General features: G+C 38.5%; 25 protein-coding genes. 18 read left to right on the top strand and 7 right to left on the bottom strand.

The window, feature by feature from the left end:
• The first annotated feature begins 117 nt into the window (after nt 1-117).
• The 14 genes from HNP77_RS10350 to HNP77_RS10285 all read left to right on the top strand — a co-directional run bounded on the left by HNP77_RS10350 (nt 118) and on the right by HNP77_RS10285 (nt 10,445).
• Nucleotides 118-1,656: an InlB B-repeat-containing protein gene (locus HNP77_RS10350; RefSeq protein WP_184653108.1), complete on the top strand. Its 1,539-nt coding sequence runs from the start codon at nt 118-120 to the stop codon at nt 1,654-1,656.
• Nucleotides 1,657-1,762: 106 nt separating this feature from the next.
• Nucleotides 1,763-2,425: a hypothetical protein gene (locus HNP77_RS10345; protein WP_184653107.1), complete on the top strand. Its 663-nt coding sequence runs from the start codon at nt 1,763-1,765 to the stop codon at nt 2,423-2,425.
• 134 nt (nt 2,426-2,559) lie between these two features.
• Nucleotides 2,560-2,781 (top strand): hypothetical protein, encoded by a 222-nt coding sequence (locus HNP77_RS10340; protein WP_184653106.1) that lies wholly within the window; start codon nt 2,560-2,562, stop codon nt 2,779-2,781.
• A 98-nt stretch (nt 2,782-2,879) separates the two neighbouring features.
• Nucleotides 2,880-3,353, top strand: coding sequence for a hypothetical protein (locus HNP77_RS10335; RefSeq protein ID WP_184653105.1), 474 nt, complete (start codon nt 2,880-2,882; stop codon nt 3,351-3,353).
• A complete protein-coding gene (locus HNP77_RS10330) occupies nt 3,350-3,772 on the top strand; it encodes an Rrf2 family transcriptional regulator (protein ID WP_184653104.1) in 423 nt (140 codons plus the stop codon). The genes HNP77_RS10335 and HNP77_RS10330 overlap by 4 nt, the downstream gene beginning before the upstream one ends.
• A gap of 104 nt (nt 3,773-3,876) precedes the next feature.
• The gene (locus tag HNP77_RS10325; RefSeq protein ID WP_184653103.1) at nt 3,877-4,251 is read left to right on the top strand and encodes a RidA family protein; all 375 of its coding nucleotides are present in this window, start codon (nt 3,877-3,879) and stop codon (nt 4,249-4,251) included.
• A gap of 18 nt (nt 4,252-4,269) precedes the next feature.
• Nucleotides 4,270-4,743 (top strand): YbaK/EbsC family protein, encoded by a 474-nt coding sequence (locus HNP77_RS10320; protein ID WP_184653102.1) that lies wholly within the window; start codon nt 4,270-4,272, stop codon nt 4,741-4,743.
• A 161-nt stretch (nt 4,744-4,904) separates the two neighbouring features.
• A complete protein-coding gene (locus HNP77_RS10315; protein WP_184653101.1) occupies nt 4,905-5,549 on the top strand; it encodes a response regulator in 645 nt (214 codons plus the stop codon).
• On the top strand, nt 5,546-6,136 hold the full coding sequence (locus HNP77_RS10310) for a hypothetical protein (RefSeq protein ID WP_184653100.1): 591 nt from the start codon (nt 5,546-5,548) through the stop codon (nt 6,134-6,136). Before HNP77_RS10315 ends, HNP77_RS10310 begins: the two co-directional genes overlap by 4 nt.
• Nucleotides 6,133-6,954 carry a sensor histidine kinase gene (locus tag HNP77_RS10305; protein WP_184653099.1) on the top strand — a complete coding sequence of 274 codons (822 nt, stop codon included), beginning with the start codon at nt 6,133-6,135 and terminating at the stop codon, nt 6,952-6,954. The genes HNP77_RS10310 and HNP77_RS10305 overlap by 4 nt, the downstream gene beginning before the upstream one ends.
• 12 nt (nt 6,955-6,966) lie before the next feature.
• Nucleotides 6,967-7,491 (top strand): hypothetical protein, encoded by a 525-nt coding sequence (locus HNP77_RS10300; RefSeq protein ID WP_184653098.1) that lies wholly within the window; start codon nt 6,967-6,969, stop codon nt 7,489-7,491.
• Nucleotides 7,492-7,578: 87 nt separating this feature from the next.
• Nucleotides 7,579-8,979 carry an ATP-binding protein gene (locus HNP77_RS10295; protein WP_184653097.1) on the top strand — a complete coding sequence of 467 codons (1,401 nt, stop codon included), beginning with the start codon at nt 7,579-7,581 and terminating at the stop codon, nt 8,977-8,979.
• Between the two features lie 160 nt (nt 8,980-9,139).
• The gene (locus tag HNP77_RS10290; protein ID WP_184653096.1) at nt 9,140-9,919 is read left to right on the top strand and encodes a hypothetical protein; all 780 of its coding nucleotides are present in this window, start codon (nt 9,140-9,142) and stop codon (nt 9,917-9,919) included.
• Nucleotides 9,920-10,082: 163 nt separating this feature from the next.
• Nucleotides 10,083-10,445 (top strand): hypothetical protein, encoded by a 363-nt coding sequence (locus tag HNP77_RS10285; protein ID WP_184653095.1) that lies wholly within the window; start codon nt 10,083-10,085, stop codon nt 10,443-10,445.
• A gap of 187 nt (nt 10,446-10,632) precedes the next feature.
• On the opposite strand, the gene HNP77_RS10280 is transcribed toward HNP77_RS10285, so the two are convergent.
• The 7 genes from HNP77_RS10280 to HNP77_RS10250 form a co-directional block, all read right to left on the bottom strand.
• The gene (locus tag HNP77_RS10280) at nt 10,633-11,064 is read right to left on the bottom strand and encodes a hypothetical protein (protein WP_184653094.1); all 432 of its coding nucleotides are present in this window, start codon (nt 11,062-11,064) and stop codon (nt 10,633-10,635) included.
• A gap of 223 nt (nt 11,065-11,287) precedes the next feature.
• Nucleotides 11,288-12,085 carry a hypothetical protein gene (locus HNP77_RS10275; protein ID WP_184653093.1) on the bottom strand — a complete coding sequence of 266 codons (798 nt, stop codon included), beginning with the start codon at nt 12,083-12,085 and terminating at the stop codon, nt 11,288-11,290.
• A 155-nt stretch (nt 12,086-12,240) separates the two neighbouring features.
• Nucleotides 12,241-13,038 carry a hypothetical protein gene (locus HNP77_RS10270; RefSeq protein ID WP_184653092.1) on the bottom strand — a complete coding sequence of 266 codons (798 nt, stop codon included), beginning with the start codon at nt 13,036-13,038 and terminating at the stop codon, nt 12,241-12,243.
• A 72-nt stretch (nt 13,039-13,110) separates the two neighbouring features.
• Nucleotides 13,111-13,458 (bottom strand): hypothetical protein, encoded by a 348-nt coding sequence (locus HNP77_RS10265; RefSeq protein WP_184653091.1) that lies wholly within the window; start codon nt 13,456-13,458, stop codon nt 13,111-13,113.
• Nucleotides 13,459-13,479: 21 nt separating this feature from the next.
• Nucleotides 13,480-14,841 carry an SPFH domain-containing protein gene (locus tag HNP77_RS10260; RefSeq protein WP_184653090.1) on the bottom strand — a complete coding sequence of 454 codons (1,362 nt, stop codon included), beginning with the start codon at nt 14,839-14,841 and terminating at the stop codon, nt 13,480-13,482.
• A 36-nt stretch (nt 14,842-14,877) separates the two neighbouring features.
• Nucleotides 14,878-15,864: a zinc ribbon domain-containing protein gene (locus tag HNP77_RS10255; protein WP_184653089.1), complete on the bottom strand. Its 987-nt coding sequence runs from the start codon at nt 15,862-15,864 to the stop codon at nt 14,878-14,880.
• Nucleotides 15,865-15,889: 25 nt separating this feature from the next.
• Nucleotides 15,890-16,321 carry a hypothetical protein gene (locus HNP77_RS10250; protein WP_184653088.1) on the bottom strand — a complete coding sequence of 144 codons (432 nt, stop codon included), beginning with the start codon at nt 16,319-16,321 and terminating at the stop codon, nt 15,890-15,892.
• Nucleotides 16,322-16,483: 162 nt separating this feature from the next.
• On the opposite strand from HNP77_RS10250, the gene HNP77_RS10245 reads away from it, so the two are divergent.
• The 4 genes from HNP77_RS10245 to HNP77_RS10230 all read left to right on the top strand — a co-directional run bounded on the left by HNP77_RS10245 (nt 16,484) and on the right by HNP77_RS10230 (nt 19,575).
• The gene (locus HNP77_RS10245; RefSeq protein ID WP_184653087.1) at nt 16,484-17,551 is read left to right on the top strand and encodes a sensor histidine kinase; all 1,068 of its coding nucleotides are present in this window, start codon (nt 16,484-16,486) and stop codon (nt 17,549-17,551) included.
• A complete protein-coding gene (locus HNP77_RS10240) occupies nt 17,517-18,200 on the top strand; it encodes a response regulator transcription factor (RefSeq protein WP_184653086.1) in 684 nt (227 codons plus the stop codon). Before HNP77_RS10245 ends, HNP77_RS10240 begins: the two co-directional genes overlap by 35 nt.
• Entirely contained in the window at nt 18,190-18,789 is a 600-nt protein-coding gene (locus HNP77_RS10235; RefSeq protein WP_184653085.1) for a hypothetical protein, read from the top strand. Before HNP77_RS10240 ends, HNP77_RS10235 begins: the two co-directional genes overlap by 11 nt.
• A gap of 537 nt (nt 18,790-19,326) precedes the next feature.
• A complete protein-coding gene (locus HNP77_RS10230; RefSeq protein ID WP_184653084.1) occupies nt 19,327-19,575 on the top strand; it encodes a hypothetical protein in 249 nt (82 codons plus the stop codon).
• The last annotated feature ends 319 nt before the right edge of the window (nt 19,576-19,894 follow it).

Here is a 19,894-nt window from a genome sequence, read left to right as displayed (position 1 = left end):
CCCCTCATCACCTAAAAAAGTGAGAAAACTCACTGAATTTCGATGAGTTTTCTCTGTTTACAGGAAAAAACTGGTTTTTATAATAAGACTATTATTATTTTTAAAGGAGATTCATATATGAAAAAACTAGCGAGGTACCTTCTTTTGCTTGCGGCTATGGGGCTGGGATTTGCCTTTGCTTCATGTAAGGCAGATGATGATGATGACACATCACAGCCACCTGTATATTACACCGTAAGCTTCAATTCAAATGGCGGAACAGAGGTTAAAAGCCAGAAGGTTGAAAGCGGAAAGAAGGCCACAAAGCCGGCTAATCCAACAAAACAGGCTGTCGCTACTGAAACATACGCTTTTGAAAACTGGTACACATCAACGGACAACGGCACGACACTTTCTGATACAGCCTTTGACTTTAATACTCCAATCACAAAAGACATTACTCTTTATGCAAAATGGGCGGTCAATGCAGTTACCCACACTGTGACTTTTGACACAAAAGGCGGAAGCACGTCTCCTGCGGAACAGACAATCGTCCACGGAAAAAAGGTCACAAAACCCGCTGACCCTACAAAGCAGGCTACAGAAACAGAAACTTACACCTTTGAAAACTGGTACACTTCAGAAGACGAAGGCACAACACTCTCTGATACAGCCTTTGATTTTGACACAGCCATTACAAAGGACATTACCCTTTATGCAAAATGGGCAACAAATGTCGTAACTCATACTGTAACTTTCGATTCAAAAAACGGAAGCACAGCAGAAACCAAGACTGTCAACCATGGAAATAAAGTTGAAAGACCAGCTGACCCGACAAAAGAAGGAAGCGCTTTCAAAGGCTGGTTTGTCGGAGATACTGAATTTGACTTTACAACACCAATTACAGGAACTTTAGAGATTACTGCAAAATGGTTTGCAGGAACAAAAAAACCGGATGCACAAAAAGCAGTTGGCGACATTGTATTTGCAGATGGCTCTGCCACACCTTATACCTCGGGCCTTACACTTACCGACGAGCAGAAAGAAAACTCAATTGCCATTATTTATAAGGCTGATGTTTCTAAAGCGTACGGTGTTGGAATCTTGCAGAATAAGGATGGTTTACTATTGTATAATCGTTTATCGAAAATCGTTATAAAGGCCGGTATGGGTGAACAGTATGAAGTTGAATCTATAATGTGTGATTTTGATTCTAAAACAGAAACATTTACTGGTGACACTGATGGAAGTGATAATCTTGCGGAAATTAAAGCTTTTCTTGAAGAAAATGACAAAACAGAGGACGACACAGACGATTTAACACACTATCCGGCATTTGAATTTGCAATTAATTACAAAGATAAAGAAGGCAGTCATGTTAAAAACACAGATTTTGAAGACGGATGGTATTTACCGTCTTTGGCAGAACTTTATGATATTTGGACACAGAAGTCTACTGTAAATGAAGCCTGTAAATTATGTACTGGAAAAAGTCTTGAAGATGATGCGATGGCAGTAGATGATACATATGAAGCTGCTTACTTATCATCAACGCCAAGTAGTATTAATAACGGACAATATATCATCTTTAAAGAGGATAATATGAAAGATGCTTTGCTGCCGCTTTATGTATGTAACTATCCAGGAAACGTTTGTTGTATCAGGGTTTTTAACTAAATAATAAAACTAAATTAGGGGCTACAGTATCTGTAGTCCCGCCCCGCCGACGGCACAAAGTGACGACGGTGGGGAAAACAAAGACAAAAAAGATGGAGAAAAAACTATGGAATATTCTGTCAACGAAAAAAGAGATTCAATATTTGTTCAACAGTTTTTGGAAAAATACCTGTCACTTGGTTTTGGGGTGCTTCCAAAATCAGAGATAGATACTCTTGTTTTTTCATTGATTACAGATTTGGGCTATATAGATTCCTCCATGAGGGAAAACGAAATTGCAAACGAACTTCATATTACAGAAACAAAACTTTCTGCACTAAGACTGGCGGCAAATGCCAGAGCAAAAAAGCCTCAATCTGTGGAAGAATCTATAGCAGAACTAAAAACAAGAATTTCAAACGGAAGCATAAAGATTTATCTTCAAAAAGATAATAAAAATGTTTTGCTGAGTGTGCCTTATCCGCATATAAAAAAGAATCTGGCTAATGCGGCGGAGGACATAACCGGCTACCCTGCCGATAACTATCTTAACAGCCGTAAGGTTGAAATGCCGATTTCCGTATTCTGTGCAGTTCTTTACAAAAATGATGAGCAAGCCCGGAATGAATTTATAAAAACTGCCAAAAAAGATGTAAAAGATGCTGCAAAAATTGATGAGATTACAAAAAACGGGACATCACCTTTAGAAATTGTTGAGAATATTTTGGGTGCCGCAAGCAATCTTGCTACTATTGCTCAGTTATTACCTGCATTTGGCATAATTAAATAAATTCCTGTAAAATGCGTTAGGGCATGGAGCGGTGCGAAGCAGTCTGCGTCAGCAGACCGGCCGCCAGGCAAGCCGCGTAACGCCCGCCCCGCCGCCCCGCGGCGGGGAACGCCCTAATAATTATGGAGAAAAGAATGTCAGGAAAAAAATCAAAAAATGCAGTTCATTTCTTTGTTGATTATGTAAAAGAGCGAAATGTAAGCATAATGACGAAAGCAGAATGGGAGCAGCTCTATTTTTACTGCACTTCAAAGTTTTTGTACAATAACAAAAATCTAATAGAACTGACAGCAGATGAGTTATACAACATTGCAGATACGCTCCAAGTTGATTTTTCAAAAGTTCTTCTCTTGTAAAAAAATGCTATCGCTTTGATTATAAAGAAGTTAAAAACATGGACTTTCACGCTTTATTTGAAAAGCACGCTGTCTTAAATCCTGTTATGGAAAACAAGATGGTGAAATTTTGTGTAACAAACAGCCTTGTCCAAGAACGGCTTGAAGAAATATTCAATAAAACCGGCATTTTTTCAGATACTTCTTTTAAAAAGAATATTTTCGCTATTCCAACACTTCAATTTCTTACTTTGATTGAAAAAGAAAATCAGACTTTAGTTACAAAACTTAGAATTAAAAAAGATGAGTTTATCGAAAAATTAAAAAAGACATTAAAAATTGATTCTGATTCAAAAATAAATGAAATTCAAAATCTTATAAATAAGAATGACGCACAGGATGCAATAAAGTCAGCCTGTGAGCTTGCTTCAAAAATCGCAGGTTTTATAAATATTCCACAAAATACCATTGCAGCGGAATGGCGAAAAGCCCGACCGGCTGCCGGCAGGCAGACGGTAACGCCCAAACCTTTATTCCTTGTTCTTTATTTTTTACAACAATTCTGCTATACTGAAACAAGGACAGGATTATGAAACTAAACACAAACCTTACGGTTGCCATTCACACTATTCTCTGCATTGCTTATTTTGAAAAGGATAACAAAGTCACTTCCGACTTCATTGCAGGAAGTACTGGCATGAACCCGGTAATTATCAGAAAGATTTTGGGGAAACTCCAGGCAGCTGGAATGGTAGAAACAAAAGCCGGGGTCGGAGGCTCTACCCTTTCAAAGAAAGCCGAAGAAATTTCACTTTTGGATGTTTACAAAGCCGTAAGCGAAGAAAAGGAGAGCGAGCGTTCTGTTTTTAATTTTCATGTAAATCCTAATCCAAAATGTCCCGTGGGAAGCAAAATCCATGCAGTTTTAGACCAGCCATTAGATAATGCCCAAAAGGCCTTGGAAAAAGAATTGAAAAAAACAACAATTAAGGATTTGATGGGAAAGCTATAATCTAGTGCCCTATCATCGTATTTGCCCGGTATTCATTGACTGCCAGCCCCCTTAATTGTATTATATTCCTATCTGTTTTATAGGTAAATATCTGGAGGCCTACTATGAAAACTATCGAAACTAAATCAGCACCGGCAGCAATCGGCCCTTACTCACAGGCAATTCTTGCAAACGGATTTTTATACACTTCAGGGCAGATTCCTTTGAATCCTGAAACAGGCACAATCGAGGGAAGTGGCATTGAAGCTCAGGCTGAACAGGCCATAAAGAATCTTGGAGAAATCCTAAAAGCCGCAGGCACAGACTTTTCTAAAGTCGTAAAAATAACCTGCTTTCTCGCACACATTTCAGATTTCGCCGCATTTAATGCAGTATACGAAAAGTACTTTGTTTCAAAACCTGCCCGCAGCTGCTTTGAAGTTGCAGCTTTACCAAAAGGCGCACTTGTTGAAATTGAAGCAGTAGCCGTTGTTGAGTAAACAAGGATATTTAGATATATGATAAATGATAAAGTTTTAGACTTCCTCAAAGCTAAGGGATATGCAGACAGACTCACCGAACACAAAGAAACAATCGACACCGTAGAACATGCAGCACAGCAGATTGGCTGTTCCGAGGCGGAGATTGCAAAGACGCTTTCATTTATTGTGGATGAAAAACCTGTTATCGTGGTAATGGCAGGTGATGGCCGTGTAAACTACTCAAAGTTCAAAGCACAGTTTCACGTAAAGCCCAGCATGATTGCCCGCGACCAGGTTGAAGCAATTACCGGCTTTGTTCCCGGCGGAGTCTGCCCTTTCAATGTTCCAAAAGAAATCCCAGTATGGCTCGATGTTTCAATGAAGAGATTTGAATACGTTCATCCAGCAGGCGGAAACTCATTTACTTCGGTAAAACTCACCCCTTCTGAACTGGAAGAAGTATCAGGCGCCACCGGCTGGTGTGATGTCTGTAAGGGCTGGGAAGAATAGTTTCGGACTTGGAGTTTCCGCATTTGATCTTTTGCTAACTTATCAATGCAAGAGTATCTGCTACAAGTTTTAATTTTTCAACAGAATGATTTTCTACTCCCAAAATTTCTGGGAGTAATTCCCCTACAAAACCATTTCTTTTTCATAGTATAATTATGCTTATGAGAAAAAACATAATTATTGTTGATGATCACGCACTCCTACTGAACGGAATTAAAAACTGGATAGAAAATCATTCGGATTATAAGGTTGAATTTCAGGCAAGTAACGTTAAAGACTGTAAGGAAATCCAGAATCAGTTTGAAAAAGGAAGCCTTAAGGCTGACGAATTTCTTGCGGTCGTTGATATTTCATTTAAGACTGCAGATTCTCAGATGGAAAATTCCGGTTTTGACATCATCAAAGAATTTTCAGCTCTGGGGATTCCATGCATTGCCTATTCCAGCCACGATTCGGGCGGCTTTGTTGAACACGCAACAAGTCCTGCTGTGGGAGCAAAAGGCTTTGTTTCAAAAACAGCGGATGAAGCCATTCTGCTTGCGGCAATCAACTCGGTGGCAAATGGCGGAACATATATTCAGGCTGAGCTTGTAACCGGGCTTCTGGAAGTGCGCGACATCACCCAGACCTTCACTAAAAAGGAAAAGCTTGTTGCCGATACACTGACCATCCACAACACAAATGCCGAAGTTGCCGCCGCCCTTGGAATTGCAGAAAAAACTGTCGTAAATTACCTGACAATTTTATATGATAAGGCAGGAGTAGAAAATAAACTCCAGTTTCTTGAAAAAATGGGAAGATTATGAAATCCAAAAAGATTGCATTCACAGGACTTTTATGTCTCCTTGCCCTTCTATTGAACATTGCAAGCGCAATGCTGGCCTCAGCCCTCAAACTCCCGGCCTTTTTAGACACAATTTTTACCGTGGCAATTACTTTTTATGCAGGCCTTATTCCAGGAATTATCGTTGCCGCTCTTTTTAACCCGATTATGACAATCCTGCGCTGCGCAATGACCGGCAGCGAAATCTTCCTGTATGATTTTTTGTACGGAATCTGCGGAATCCTGATTGTAATAGCCAGCTGGCTTTTCAGCCGCAACAAAAAGGAGTTTCATTTTAACCGCCGCGTTACGCTTCTTTACCTTCTGATAATCGTTTTCTTCTCAACCTTTCTAAGTTCATTTTCTGCAAGCGCACTGGACACCTTTATCCGCCCGCTTTTTAAAAAAGCATCGGGCTTTTCGGCAATCGACGACATTTCCTTAATATTTCAAAAAATGAATTTCAGCGTATTTCTGTCTTATCTTTTGCCCCGCATTCCCATCACGCTTTTAGACCGCTTTATCTGTACTTTTGCCGCTTACGGCATTTATTCGGGATTGCGCAAATGACCGAGCTTGATTTGCAGGATTTAACATCCGCCCTCAGTTTGTACACCTCGTTTTTTATCTTTCTTGTTGTTCTTACCTTTGCAGCCTTTATCATCCTTATGGTGATTTTGATTCACAACATTAAATCCCGCAAAAAACTTAAGGACAACCGGCAATTTATTGAAGAAACAATAGGCATACAGGAAGAAGAACGCCGCAGAATCAGTCAGGAGTTGCACGATACGGTAAGCCAGAACATAAAAGCCCTGCTGCTTTCCCAAAAGGAACTCAAAGACCGCTGCACGGACGCAAATCTGCTTTCTGAATTTGAAAAAATCATCAGCCTGGAAAAGAAAAACCAGAAGGAGCTGCGTGCAATAATTCAGAATCTTGCAGTTCCCGCTCTTGCAAGCATTCCCTTTAAGACTGTCATCAATGATTTATGCGAGCAGTTTTACGCCCAAAGCGAAATCCCTTGCAAATTTTTTGTTGCACCCGACCTTTCTTTAGACACCTTCACCACCGAACAAAAGCACCATATTCTGCGCATTATTCAGGAAGCCTTGAACAATGTCCGGGCCCACGCAAAGGCAGAAGAGACTAGTGTTGTAATCAGACGGATAAGCGGGCAACAGAAATCTAGCGGAGTGATTCGCATTATGATTTTTGATGACGGTCAGGGCTTCGATTCTACAAACCAGCTACCACCGACTGACGCTTCATCTCACTTTGGCATAAGCGGTATGGAAATGCGTGCGAAACTTCTGGACGGCACTCTTACCGTAAACAGCTCCCCTGACACAGGAACGGAAGTGCGGCTGGAGATTCCCCAGCAGTAAAGCGGAGGGTCAATGAAAAAGAACCGCCCGAAGAAATACGAGGAAAGCCTTAAAAATTGTATCTTACTCGCCCGAATAGAATTTTTCACGATTTCCGCAGACCCGGAAGATGAATATCAATGCCAGCTTGCAGAAAAAATATACCAGACACAGAGAAAAATAGAAAAAAAACAGAAGGATAACGGGCTTTTTGGCGGCCGCTACGGAGTAAAGTGGTATCAGCAGCTCTTTACAAAGTTTGCGGCGAACTTAGGCATTTCAAAAATGTGCCCCATTTACCGCCTGCCCGGCTTCTACGCCTTTGACAACGCAAACCCCTGCCGTGTCTACCAGAAATGGTGCGCCGCCTTTGACGGTCTTCTTTCTAAAAGCGACATAGACTTAATCGTTTCTGCCGCCATAAAAAATGACGATAACTTCTACGAATACGGCATTAAAGCCTGGGAAAACATGCAGGAACAAAAACGATGGAACCTTGCCGGCGAGCTTATTACCATCTGGCAATTTTGGAAAAGGAAAATTAAGGGAGAAGCTTAGCCTCTTCTTGACGATTTCTTTTTTCAGCATTATTATTTTACTCGGATAAAACCGAGTCGGAAATAATCGAGTAAAAAGGAGAAGCATATGGCAACAGGGGAAGTTTTCTTTGGAAGAAAAGAAAATATCAAAGCAATTTCAAGATTTTTCAATTCAGATAATAATGATGCAGCCCTGATTTACGGTCGTCGGCGGGTTGGCAAAACAGAACTGATTAAGCATTGCCTGAAAGAAACAAAAACAACTTCCATTTATTATGAATGTAAAGAAACCTCTGAGCTGAATAATGTCAAATCCCTTTGTGAAATCATTTCAGAAACTTTTGGTCTGCCGCCTTTAGCCTTTGATACATTTGAATCAACACTTGCTTTTCTCTCTAAGCAAGCTGCAAAAAAAGAATTAATCCTGGTGATTGATGAATATCCTTATATCCGTAAAGTTGTAGAGGGATTAGACAGCATTATTCAGTCTTTTATCGACAATAATAAGTCTACTTCCAGATTAAAGCTGATTTTATGTGGCTCTTACGTAGAAACCATGAAGTCTTTGCTCTCGGAAGAAAATCCGCTTTTTGGTCGTTTTGATTTAGTTATGAATCTTAAAGCTATGGATTATTATGAATCAGCTCTCTTCTATAAAGATTTCAGTGATGAAGATAAGGTCCGCTTATATTCTGTTTTTGGCGGAATCCCTTATTACAACAGACGCATAGATTCATCAAAGACAGTTAAACAGAATATAATTGATTTGATTGCCAGTCCCGGCAGCCGTTTTGAAAATGAAGTTCAGATGCACCTGAAATCTGAAATTTCCAAAATGCAGAATGCGTATGAAGTTTTTGAAGTTCTGGCAAAAGGATTTGTTCGATTTAAAGATATTCTCTCTCAATCACAAGTCTCAAGTTCACCAACACTTGCAGATGTTCTTGATAAATTAATAAATATGGATATCGTTGTAAAAGAATCTCCAGTTAATGATGAAAATAACAAGAAAAAAGCCGGCTATTATATTTCAGACCAGCTGACTTTATTTTATTTCAAATACATTTACAGAAATCTTTCAAGACTTGCAGTGATGAAGTCTGAAGCTTTCTATGATAAATTTATTGAACCCGATTTTGAAGAACATTATGTCCCACAGGCTTTCGAACAGATTTGCCGACAATTTTTAATCCGTAAAAATCGCTCAGGAGAATTACCTGAATCTTTTGAAAAGATCGGAAAGTACCGGTATGACGATCCAGTAAATCATAAAAACGGTGAATTTGATGTAGTCACTGAAAACGATAATTCCTATATCTTTTACGAAGCAAAATTCCGTGAAGGTAAATTAGACAAAAATCTCATTTGGAACGAAATCCAGCAGGTAAATAGCACAGGTTTAATTTGCAGCAAATACGGATTTTTCTCTAAATCTGGGTATAAAAAGATTGACGAGTCCCATAAACAGCAGTTGATTCTTTATAAGCTGGAAGATTTGTATCAGTAAACTCGCCTTATGTGCGTAAGGTATTAACTCCCAAAATATTCAGGAATATTTCCTTTCATTTCCTAAGAGTTTCCCCCCAATACAGAAAAAAATTTCCGATGTAATATGAGCCAAATAAATTAATTATAGTCGGCGGACGAATTACGCGGAGGAAAAAAGAATGGGCGGAAAAGCACAAAAAAATATCTATAGTCACTCAGGTTACTGTGCTCAATGTGGAAAATTTTTCCCTGAATGCGGAGCATGGGCATGGGTAACAATGCTTGGAGGTAATGAATCTGGTTTAGAATACTGTTCAAAAGGCTGTTGTGAAGCAGCTAACGCAGGAAAAGGTTCTGGAAGTAAAGGAGGAAGTCTCCTTGGTGGTATAGCCGGCGGAATTGCAGGTGCAGCAGCTGCAAGAAGTGCTGCTAATAAGAGTGCAAATGATGCAAAAAGAGCAGAAGAAGAAGCTCGTGCAGCAGAAAGAAAGGCACGGCATGATGCTGCAATTTCTGCAATCAAAAATTTTCAGTTTGATGAAAGTGATGATGATAGTTTTAACCGCAGTGCAATCCTTTTTGTTGAAGATTATAAGACCTGTCACCCAGGTTTACTTGCTGATAATGATTACAAAAAAGCATACACTCAAAGAATTGAAAATGAGATTAAAGTATTAAAAAGTTCTAACTCGCCTTTTGCAGAAAAACTCAGTTCTCTGTATGAAGAAGCAAAAAACGAAATGAAAAACAAACTGAAAAAAAGGCTTATTGTAGGCGGAGCCCTTGATGTTGCTGGTGCCATTGCGACAGGAATCTTTATTGCTGTAGATGCAGGTTCATTTTTAGCCTTTTTCAAAGGACTTGGGCTTGGAATTATCTTCCCTGGAGCTGTTTTAGGAATTATTCCGTTAGGTGGAATAACCAATAAATCAAAAACTCACCAAGAAGAAAACTCATAGTTAATATTTTCCCCAGACTATCTTGCGCTAAGGCAGGTTAACCGCGATTAAGCGGAGGCTGGGGTTTTTAAGGGGCTCGCCCCTTAGGCGAAGGGGGTGCGGCGCAACGGAGTGCGACGCAGGGGGAAGGCTTTCCCCCTCACCCTAAATTCTGGAGGTAGAAATGAAAAAGCAACTTCTCAGTTTTGTAGTTTTGATTATGTTTGTATCTGCTTTGGTAAATTGTGAGAAAAAAAAGAAAACTTTGTATAAGAGATTTACCGAATTATTTGATAAAAAAGTAGAAAAAGCTGAGAAAGAACTCCCTCCAAAAATTGAAAAAGGCATGGAAACCTTTACCGACAACCTGGAAGATTTTGAAAACGACATTCATGCCGAGCCTAAAAAACAAAACAACTTTGCAAAACTTTTTAATTATATTGCAGATATTGATATTGCTGAAACCTGTGCAAATGATTTTGTACAAATAAATCCTGAAGATGTTGAAAGAGTCGGAGCTTACACAGACGCCCGCGAAGAAAAGTAAGAAAGGACCATCTGGCATTGATTCCGAATAATCCAGAATAAGAGGAACTGAAATTGCAAGCTCAAATAAACCGCGTCCCATTTTGATAGTGTACAATAAAGTTCGCAAGTTGGAGCTGGGAAGAATAGTTTCGGACTTGGAGTTTCCGCATTTGATCTTTTGCTAAACGGATTGAGAGTCTGCTCTTTTAAGAGTTCTCTTCTTCCCCTAAAATCATATTCTTAGTATCTTTTACAAGTTTAATAAAAGCTTTTGTCTGCTCGTCTTCAGTATTCTCAAAATAAAGTATAAAACCTTCAGTTCGCAGCTTATACCTTTCAAGTTCTATCTTTTCTGCTTCTGTTTTGACCGGAATAATTGTATGTGTTTGAGCTTTTTTTCTTAGATCCATTAAACTAAAAGCAACAGATTTTGAATATCTTTTAAGATATCTCTTTGCTTCAGGTGACAAAGTTGGATTGTATTTTAACGGCTTGTTCTTTTTAAGAGCTTTTCCAAAACCTTCCCAAACCTTGATTATTTGATCAGCTTCTGACTTGAACAATTTATAATTCATATTTCCTGGAAAAATAGTTTTCATAAACTCTTCAGCAAGACTTAGCTGTGTTAATATAGCCAAATTATCCTCCTTATAAAAGTCCGCGTTCAGAGGGAATGACTAATAAGTTTGAAATGTCATTGCCGTACTTGATACGGCAATCTATAAATGCTTATATTATAAATAAATAGATTTTCGGGTCGAGCCCGAAAATGACATAAAATAAACTTATTAGTCATACTTCAAATCCCATCCGTCAGCTAAAGCCGAAAATGACATAAAATAAACTTATTAGTCATACCCTTTATTTTTTCCTATTAAGTTCCAGGTTTCTTGCAACTCTTTTTCTACGATCGTCCTTTTCTTTTTTATACAGAGGAAATTCGTCTTCTAAAATCCCGTTTTCAATTTTTTGAGCAAGCTTCCAGAGTTTTTTTATCTGTTGTACGACTGCATCCTTTTCCGGAGTCCGTTTAACTTCGAGAATTTCATCATAATATTCATCAGGCGGAGCACCAAAAATACTATTTCCGGTAATAAGCTTTTTGCCAAACCGTATGCTTTCCTCACTGTATATACGATCGTCATAGGGATCTTTTAATCGGTCTGAAAGGGAATCTATCTCTTCCTGATTTTCCCTATAGAACTCAAGGAGTTTAGGTACTACAGAAAGTTCCTTACCGTAGACTATATCTTTCCGCTCCCCTTTATATTTTTTCCCTTTATATTTCTCTCTGGGAAGAAGTATTTTTCGGTATAGACCATTGTCATAGACTCGTATTATAGATTCTCCACCTTCTACTAACCCCTTTCTCCGCCGTTCATAAATGACTTCAAAAAAATCTTGCGAAAAATTTTCGATTTTTCCTTGCTTTACGGCATCCGCTTTTTCTCTTCGCGCTTCATTGACAATCTTTTCATTACATTCCGCACAGCAGCGTTTATTTTCACCAAATGCTTCGTGTTCTTCTTCAGCGGTCCAAACGCCCCAGGTTGATTTACCATAGTCTGTGTATTCTTTTCCACAGAAGCAACATTTTCCTGTTTCCGTAATATGACCACCTCTTCTGGCTACCCATTCAGAAAATTCTTCTTTAGACATGATGTCACCTCTTATATTTCCAATACAAAAAAGCAGGGCTTATACCAATTTACACAGGCTGAAATTCTCCACAGTCCGCGCTTCTCTAAGCCCTGCATACTTTTACTAATCTTAAGATTCGATATAATCGCGTAAATTTCCCCGACGAGCATTTCTTAATCTTTCCAGTGCTTTTTTTCTATTTCCTTTATCCGGTCAGGTATCTTTTTTTGCATCTGCTCAAATTCTTCTGGAGTCATGTCAAATATTTCTTCCGGCATATTATTCAGTCTCAATGTCTGCAAAGGCTCAAGATTGATTTGTTCCATAAGCTTTCCTGAAATCCATATTTGAAAGGGATTGTCCGAATGGCTTATTTTTGAACGGATATTAAATCTTGCATAATATCCTAGTTGATTCATGTCGTCGGATTTTAGATATTCATGGTTCTGACCTGTAAAAAAAACAGTTTTTTTATTTGAAAGAATCATTTTCCTATAATCCTGATTCTGACTGCAGCTTTCTCTAATAAAAGCCTTCTCAAAACTATTCCCAAAAACTAAAGCAAAGTATTTAAGGTCATGAAGATAAGCCAAATCATACTGTTCATCATGGTTAATTAATAACAAATCATCAAACCACTTGTTTGTAAACAAAAAAAGCTTTTCACCATTCAGTAGAGAACAATAAACTTTATCCTCGCTGCTGATTCTTCCAGAGTGGCCTTCATGGTCAACAAGTCCTCCAAATTCTTCTGTAATATTTACTCCATCGAGAATTTCAAAAGAAAACTTACCGATGCTTTTTATCGCAGGAGAGTTTAATGTTCTTTTGAGGATTTCAGCAAGAAACGCTTTAAACTGTCCGGTTTTCTTCTGCCTGTCTTCCACAGGATGAATCATATTCAGCATAATATTTATTAATTTATTAGCAGCTAACTCAGCAGCCGCCAGATTATTGTCTGTATCTTTCATACTTTACCTCTATATAAAAAATACACAAAAGGTGTTTTTTTAAGTAAAAATCTTAAAAAAAATGCAAATTTTTTACTGTTTACTTTTTACTATGCCATAAATTCCTATAGTATAAATAATCAGAAGGATTCCATTAATAATCACATAAGGTGCAAGTTTTACAGCCGTAAAAGCAAACACGAGATTGCAGATTAAAAAAAGAACAAAAAAGATTGACGACAAAGCCTTTATGTTTATTCCTCCAGTTCTTCCTTTGGTTGAAATTCCAAATATTCCTGTCAGAGTAAGTGCAGAAGTGATTCCAGCCCCACTGCATAAAACCCAGACCAAATGCTCAGTTGAATTTGCTGCATAAAAACCATATCCGATTAATGCAGCAATAAGTACAGAAGCTACAGTCAAAAAAATATTACATTTCATTTTCTTTCTCCTAAAATTAGATTACATCTGTGGTGGAACTGGTGGAACTGGCGGAACCGGGGGAACTGGCGGAACGCTTGATGTAAATAAACCTGCAAGCGAGGAAACAGAGCCAGCCTTTTTCCAGTTAGACATACCCTGCTTCCAGACAAGACTTTCAGAAGTCAGCTGACCGTTTGCTGCCATTGTTGATAAAACCGAAACAGTATAAGGACCAGTTGCAGTTCCATTAACTGCTACATGATAACTTTCATTTCCAGGAACCGGCGGTACATTATTAGCCTGTGGCGGCACCTGCTGATTCATTCCATTCATCATTCCGCCAACCATACCAGCCATGTTCTGTCCGATTGCGCTTCCCATTGCCATTCCAGCCATCATGCCCGCAGGATTCATTCCAAGCCCACCGCCAAGATTAAGATTTCCGGCACCATTTGCGCCCATTTGTCCGAATGCCTTTGCCCCTTCAACGCCGACTTCTGCCTGCTTTTCAAGCTGGAACGCAGAAAGATTTGCGCTTTCATTCTGAAGTCTTTGAGCCTGAGCCATACCCTCACGCTGAATGCGTAAGGTTTCTTCCATGTTTGTAAGGTTTGCATTTGTCTGCCGCTGTATTGTCTGTGTCGTTACATCCTGGGTAACGGCTTTAAGCTGATTGTAACCATCAGAAGTTTTATCAATATCGATATCTTCTATATCTACTGAACTTACAGTTACACCAAACTCATTCTGTAAACGTTTTTTCAGAGATTCTTCAACTACATCGTTAATTTCTGTAAGTTTACGCTCAAGCTGAATTACCGGGATTCCTTTCTCTGAAGGAATATTTGCTACTACACTTTTTACATATTTTGTTACAGCTGATTGTATCTGAGATTTAAAATCATCCAAGTCAAAATGTATCAGACGATGAAGTTTAATAAACTCCTTGTAATCTGTGATTTTAAAACGTATGTCGCCGCGAACAGCCACAGGAACTGTAAAATCTAAGAATCTTGGGTCAGCAATGTCAAAATAAGGAACGGCAAATCCTGTTTGAATCAGGCCTGCAAGATTTATAAAGTAAATTTCTGCCTGAAAAGGACTTGAACCGCCAAAAGCCGCACCTACAATTCTTGAAAGAATCGGAAAGTTTCCTGTTTTTATTGTCTGATCAAACGGTCCTTCTATAAAATCCTGATTTCCATTTTCACCCGGATAAACAAAAACTGCAACTTCGCCGTCCTTTACCCGAAGGCTTGAACCATAGCGGATTGCATTTTCTTTTTTAGTTGTGTTTACATCTTCTCCAGCCGGACGCCATTTCCAGATTAAGTATTCTTTTTCATCACAGCGGATTACATCCATCAATCCGCCTTCGTTTTTTTTATTGAATAAGCCCATTAGTTTGTCTCCTCTTTAGAACATCATACAAAACTGTTATTTTGATTTCTTTTTGCTTTGCCGTTCATCAATTAAATTTTGTAATTCCTTTTTCTTCCCAGCCCATAAACCTCTTGCGTTCCTATATTCATCTTTATCCCAACCTGAAAGATCATAGCTCCATACCATATTTTGTAAAGCAAGTTCTGCTGCTTCATAATTCTTATTCTCAATTAGAGTTGTGACTTCTGTATAAAGATTTTCAAGCCGTCTGGTTTCATTTTTTGTTTTTATATATTTGGGGATAAACATGCTACATAAAAGACCAGGAAAAATAAAAAATAAAAAAAATACACTTATAATGGCAGCTTTTGTTTGGTTACTTGCGTTGTACCAAAAGCTGTTTCGTTTTCTTTCCCATTTTCTATTCTTTCTTTCCTGTTCTTTCTGCTTCTTCCTGTTTATAATGGCTCGTTCTTCAATGATCTTTTTATAATTGTCATACAATTCATTTATAGATGCTTCCCACTTTTTAGTTTCTTCAAAAATCGGATCATCTTTTTTAAACATCATATAAACTTTACTTTTAATTTCATCAAACTTACTTGAAAAAGAACTTACACGCATTTGGTCTGCACCATTCTGCATGTCCTGCTTTAAGATTGATGCAACCATAAGCATAAAGTTTCCAAGTTCTTCTCTTTCATTTGGAATTGGAAATGAAGCAACAAAATCACGCTCTTCTTTTCCCTCGTACTTTATAAGTCCTTCCTGAAAATCTTTTGAGGTTTTGCTTACGTTTATTCCTGATAATTCATGACCTTTGGGGCATGTCAGTGCAAAGGCAGGTACTTCCTCTCCACAGACAGGACATTTTCTTTTAACTCCTACAAATACTTCCTTTCTTTTTGTGTCATCTGCAACATTCTCATTTGCTCCAGGAATTGGAGGAGGAGTCTGTGTTCCAGAAACCGGAGCTCCGCATGTATCACAAAACTTTGCATCATCATTTAACTGCTTACCGCAGTTTGTACAAAACTTCATATTGTCACCTCAATTTTCAAAAAAATTACTTCTTCTTTCCAAACATGCCAAAGCCTTTAGAAATTCCGGCAAACGAATGTTTCATCTGATCTGCAAGCTGATTTTTCATTTCATTCATCGGTTCGGCCATTGTATCTTTCACCATACCGCCCATTTCTGAAAATGCATCTTTTATTGGAGCGGCAATGTCTTCTTTAATCTGTTCTGTTGCAGTGAGCTGCCCGTTTGCTTTTCTGTTTTCATAATCTTCTTTTTTTTCAGCTGCAGCTTCTTCTGCAAGTGCCTTACATTTTGCCGAGCAGTAATGTTTGGTCGAAAGGCTGACTGCGCGTTTTACAATTCCAAAACCCATCTGTTCAATAAAACCGCCGTTCATATCATTTTTGATATAAGCGCCGCACCAGTCACAATAAATATCTCCTGTCTGAGATGTTTTCACTTTGTTTAAGAAACCCATAATTCACCTTCCAATGTTTTGATTTTTTTTCGTTCCCTTCGGAACGCCTTCATTCTACCGCATGGCCTCAAAATTCCTTTGAGAAAACTTCCTAATAAAAATGGCAAATTTTTAGGAAAATTTCCCAAAGATAAAATTGCGATTTGTTGTATAATGACAGACATGGATAAAAAGCAAGCGGCAGGCTCTGGATTTAAAATAAAGGCCCTCTTTAAAATTGAGTTTATTTTCATTTATATTGCAGTTCTGAACTTTGGATTTTCCATCGGCTGCAAAACCTACACAAATAAAAAGATTGCCAATCTGAATTCCCAGATGCTTAAGATTCAGCTGGAAGAAAACAGCGGCATTTTTAATCATCAGAATCTGATTCAAAAACTGGAATATGATTACAAGCCTTTCACCTATTTTGATTACGAACTTAAGGCCGAACTTTCTCAAATTCTTACCCTTCTGGGCGAAAACAAAAGCATGATTGAACCAATCGTCACTTTCCAGAATCACATGCACCAGACAGAAAGCCGCCTTAACTTTGGCTATGATTCCCTTCTATACTGCTCTCTGATTCTGATTGTCATTGCAGTCTATTTGATTGCAGAAAAATATTTTAAAAACAAAATTGATTTTCAGCGGCTCAAGGTGATGAACGAGGAACAGTCTAAAATCAGCCGCAACCTTCACGACGGAGTTGCCCAGGATCTTGCCGCCTTAAAGCTCTATCTTGAAAAAGAAGACCTTTCAAAATCAAAGTTTTACGCCCAGCAGGCTTTTAACGAAGTGCGTTATATGATTGGAGCAACGCACCTGGATTTGAATCAGAGTTTTGAAGAAATCGTAAGAAAGATGGCGGCGACTCTTGAAACCAACTATAATATTTCTACAAAGGTTTATGTCGGCTCCACAAAGATTCAGAATCTCAACGAAAATATTCAGGTTGAGCTGATACGAATTTTGCAGGAGGCCCTTTCCAATATTTCGCGCCACGCAAATGCCAGCAATGTGGAAATCCGTTTTGTAGACGGCATCGACGATTTTAAATTCATCATAAAAGATGACGGAAAAGGCTTTAGCGAAGAAGAAGTAACAGAGAAAAATTCCAGGGGCGGACGCCAGCATTACGGAGTTTCAAACATTAAGGAACGCGTTGAACTTTTGAGCGGTACGGTTGATTTTATTCATGAAGGAGGAACAACAATTGCAATCACAATTAAAGATTCTGTTTGTAGATGATCATGTAGGACTGCGGGACGGAATGAAAGAGATGCTGAAAAGCAAAAATCCGGATTTTGATTTTGTCTGTGCAAGCGATTACGAAACTGCCCTTGAAGCATTAAAGAATAATCCTGACTTTCTGATTGCAATTCTTGATTTGAATCTTGACGGAAAAAGCGGACTGGAAATAATTCCTGAAATCAAAAAAATTAACTCCTCTATTTCCATCATGATTTATACGATGTTTAATGACGTGCTTCATGTTCAAAATGTCCTGCTTAACGGTGTTCAAGGCTACGTTACAAAAGATGCCACAATTGATGAAGTTGCGCTCGCAATCACCACGATTTCAAAAGGCAATTCCTATTACAACAAGGCGGCAACAGAAATAATGCAGTCGCTCCTGACAAACAAAGGCCGTGCCCACGACATTACCAATGATTTGAGCTATCTTTTTGACAATTACAAAGAACTCTCTGCCAAGGAGCGGGAAATTTTCATCCTGCTGTCTCAAAATATGGAAATCATCGACATTGCAAGAAAACTCGGTAAGTCAGAGAAAACTGTAATCAATCAGCGGACGGCGGTTTACTCAAAGCTGGATATAAAAGACCGGCACGATTTACTGGAAAAAGCAAAGCTTCTGGGACTAATCTATGACAAATAAAAAATCCTGTTCTTCTGTTTCCCAAATAATTTTCATCGTCCTCTTTACTGTCTCTTCAATCGGAATAAATTATTTGGGTTCAGTTCTTGCAGGCCTGATTGCATTTCCCCTCTATCTTGATTCCGTGATGACCATTGCAGTAACTGCCTTGTGCGGGCTTGTGCCTGGGCTTATCTGCGCCTTCTTTTCAAACCTGCTTTTATACATTTTTGCAAACACAGGAATCCTTTTTATGACGTGCCACATTTCTACAGCCGTAATTGCATATTTTGTTTTCCGTGCAGAAAGAAACAATCCTCCTAATGTAAGACTGCTTTCCTCTTCCAGCTTTATGTGGGCGGGCTTCTTTGCATCTCTTTCAAACTCAATTCTGGGAGACACAATAAGCGCACTTTTTTATAAAGCAAACACCTCAATTCCTCAGGTTGATAACGCAGTTCAGGGAATTTATGTGGTTATCCGCAATCTGAATGTCGCAGCATACATCGGCGGAACTCTAACAAATCTTGTTGATAAAATCATCAGTGCCGTAATCTGCTATGCAGTTTACCGGCTGATTTTAAGAATCACGAAAAATACTTTTCATTGACCCGGTTGAAGCAATTACCGGCTTTGCTCCCGGCGAAAACTCATTTATTCATAATGGGTACCCTCAGAAGCGTTTCCGCCCTTTCCGTGAATATATAAAACTGTTTTCATTTATTTCCTTCTTTTTCTGGGCGTTGCGTCAGCTTCGCTGTCGCCGGGCTTTCCGCACTTCCGCGCTAACCGCGCTCCATACCGCAAGCGGTACTGCTTCGCAGGTGCTCCAATCCCTAACGCTATCCCATCAGCCATTCCGCAATTTCAAGAAATTATATATTTTGCGGAATAATATTTGATTTTTATTCCGCATTTTTTAATATTTTTCATTTTCGCGGAATAAAAACACTTTTTTCTCTCCTTTATTATGGTGCACTGGAAGAATTCGGAATGCGCGATAATCATTTTGAAGAAGACGAACAGGACGGCTAGTTCCCGGAAGGTATGTTCAGATTTGAAAAGCGAATTGAATATTAGTAGAATAGGCATTAGGGTGTATCACATTCCGTTTCCGGAAGATCGACCAGGAAAAAGGAATGGCTATATGGAAAAAATGACAATAGAAGAAGTAAAAGAAGAAGCAAAAAAAAGTTTACTTATAGAGTTTAATTACAAGGGAAACAACTATACTGTATCTGGCGGAGAAGATGCAAAATATTGGATTTTTTTTAAAAACGAGGAGAAAGTGGGAAGTGTTTATGGATTTAATAACGTATTCACTTATAAGTTTGTTGAAGGAAAATCAATAGTCGAATTATTTGATGAAATAGAACCGTCAATAGAGTTTGACTAAACTGTTTATTCATCAATATAATAAAACTAGTTGTATCACCTTCCGTTTTCGGAAGGTCGGCCAGGACTTTTTTTCCGGTAACAGTTTTACTTAATATCTTTCATCCTGCTTAAGCTGATTAAAGCGGTAACAGTTTTACTTAATTTTATATGATATTCAACCCTTATTCCGTTTACTTTTTTTTCCGGTAACAGTTTTACTTAATATCTTTCATTCTGCAGGTGAATAAAGTGGTAACAGTTTTACTTAATTTTATATGATATTCAACCTTTATCCCGTTTACTTTTTTCCGGTAACAGTTTTACTTAATATCCTTCAT

Source organism: Treponema rectale, from assembly GCF_014202035.1.
GTDB classification, from domain to species: domain Bacteria; phylum Spirochaetota; class Spirochaetia; order Treponematales; family Treponemataceae; genus Treponema_D; species Treponema_D rectale.
This window is presented reverse-complemented; position numbering and strand designations above follow the sequence as displayed.

Bases quoted from the DNA above. Each gene is read 5' to 3' on its own strand.
- HNP77_RS10300 (WP_184653098.1), top strand. From the start codon at position 6,967: ATGAAAAAGAACCGCCCGAAGAAATACGAGGAAAGCCTTAAAAATTGT.
- HNP77_RS10350 (WP_184653108.1), top strand. From the start codon at position 118: ATGAAAAAACTAGCGAGGTACCTTCTTTTGCTTGCGGCTATGGGGCTG.
- HNP77_RS10270 (WP_184653092.1), bottom strand. From the start codon at position 13,038: ATGAAAGATACAGACAATAATCTGGCGGCTGCTGAGTTAGCTGCTAAT.
- HNP77_RS10245 (WP_184653087.1), top strand. From the start codon at position 16,484: ATGGATAAAAAGCAAGCGGCAGGCTCTGGATTTAAAATAAAGGCCCTC.
- HNP77_RS10260 (WP_184653090.1), bottom strand. From the start codon at position 14,841: ATGGGCTTATTCAATAAAAAAAACGAAGGCGGATTGATGGATGTAATC.
- HNP77_RS10290 (WP_184653096.1), top strand. From the start codon at position 9,140: ATGGGCGGAAAAGCACAAAAAAATATCTATAGTCACTCAGGTTACTGT.
- HNP77_RS10230 (WP_184653084.1), top strand. From the start codon at position 19,327: ATGGAAAAAATGACAATAGAAGAAGTAAAAGAAGAAGCAAAAAAAAGT.
- HNP77_RS10275 (WP_184653093.1), bottom strand. From the start codon at position 12,085: ATGTCTAAAGAAGAATTTTCTGAATGGGTAGCCAGAAGAGGTGGTCAT.
- HNP77_RS10305 (WP_184653099.1), top strand. From the start codon at position 6,133: ATGACCGAGCTTGATTTGCAGGATTTAACATCCGCCCTCAGTTTGTAC.
- HNP77_RS10335 (WP_184653105.1), top strand. From the start codon at position 2,880: ATGGTGAAATTTTGTGTAACAAACAGCCTTGTCCAAGAACGGCTTGAA.
- HNP77_RS10235 (WP_184653085.1), top strand. From the start codon at position 18,190: ATGACAAATAAAAAATCCTGTTCTTCTGTTTCCCAAATAATTTTCATC.
- HNP77_RS10345 (WP_184653107.1), top strand. From the start codon at position 1,763: ATGGAATATTCTGTCAACGAAAAAAGAGATTCAATATTTGTTCAACAG.
- HNP77_RS10340 (WP_184653106.1), top strand. From the start codon at position 2,560: ATGTCAGGAAAAAAATCAAAAAATGCAGTTCATTTCTTTGTTGATTAT.
- HNP77_RS10255 (WP_184653089.1), bottom strand. From the start codon at position 15,864: ATGAAGTTTTGTACAAACTGCGGTAAGCAGTTAAATGATGATGCAAAG.
- HNP77_RS10325 (WP_184653103.1), top strand. From the start codon at position 3,877: ATGAAAACTATCGAAACTAAATCAGCACCGGCAGCAATCGGCCCTTAC.
- HNP77_RS10285 (WP_184653095.1), top strand. From the start codon at position 10,083: ATGAAAAAGCAACTTCTCAGTTTTGTAGTTTTGATTATGTTTGTATCT.
- HNP77_RS10330 (WP_184653104.1), top strand. From the start codon at position 3,350: ATGAAACTAAACACAAACCTTACGGTTGCCATTCACACTATTCTCTGC.
- HNP77_RS10250 (WP_184653088.1), bottom strand. From the start codon at position 16,321: ATGGGTTTCTTAAACAAAGTGAAAACATCTCAGACAGGAGATATTTAT.
- HNP77_RS10320 (WP_184653102.1), top strand. From the start codon at position 4,270: ATGATAAATGATAAAGTTTTAGACTTCCTCAAAGCTAAGGGATATGCA.
- HNP77_RS10265 (WP_184653091.1), bottom strand. From the start codon at position 13,458: ATGAAATGTAATATTTTTTTGACTGTAGCTTCTGTACTTATTGCTGCA.
- HNP77_RS10315 (WP_184653101.1), top strand. From the start codon at position 4,905: ATGAGAAAAAACATAATTATTGTTGATGATCACGCACTCCTACTGAAC.
- HNP77_RS10310 (WP_184653100.1), top strand. From the start codon at position 5,546: ATGAAATCCAAAAAGATTGCATTCACAGGACTTTTATGTCTCCTTGCC.
- HNP77_RS10295 (WP_184653097.1), top strand. From the start codon at position 7,579: ATGGCAACAGGGGAAGTTTTCTTTGGAAGAAAAGAAAATATCAAAGCA.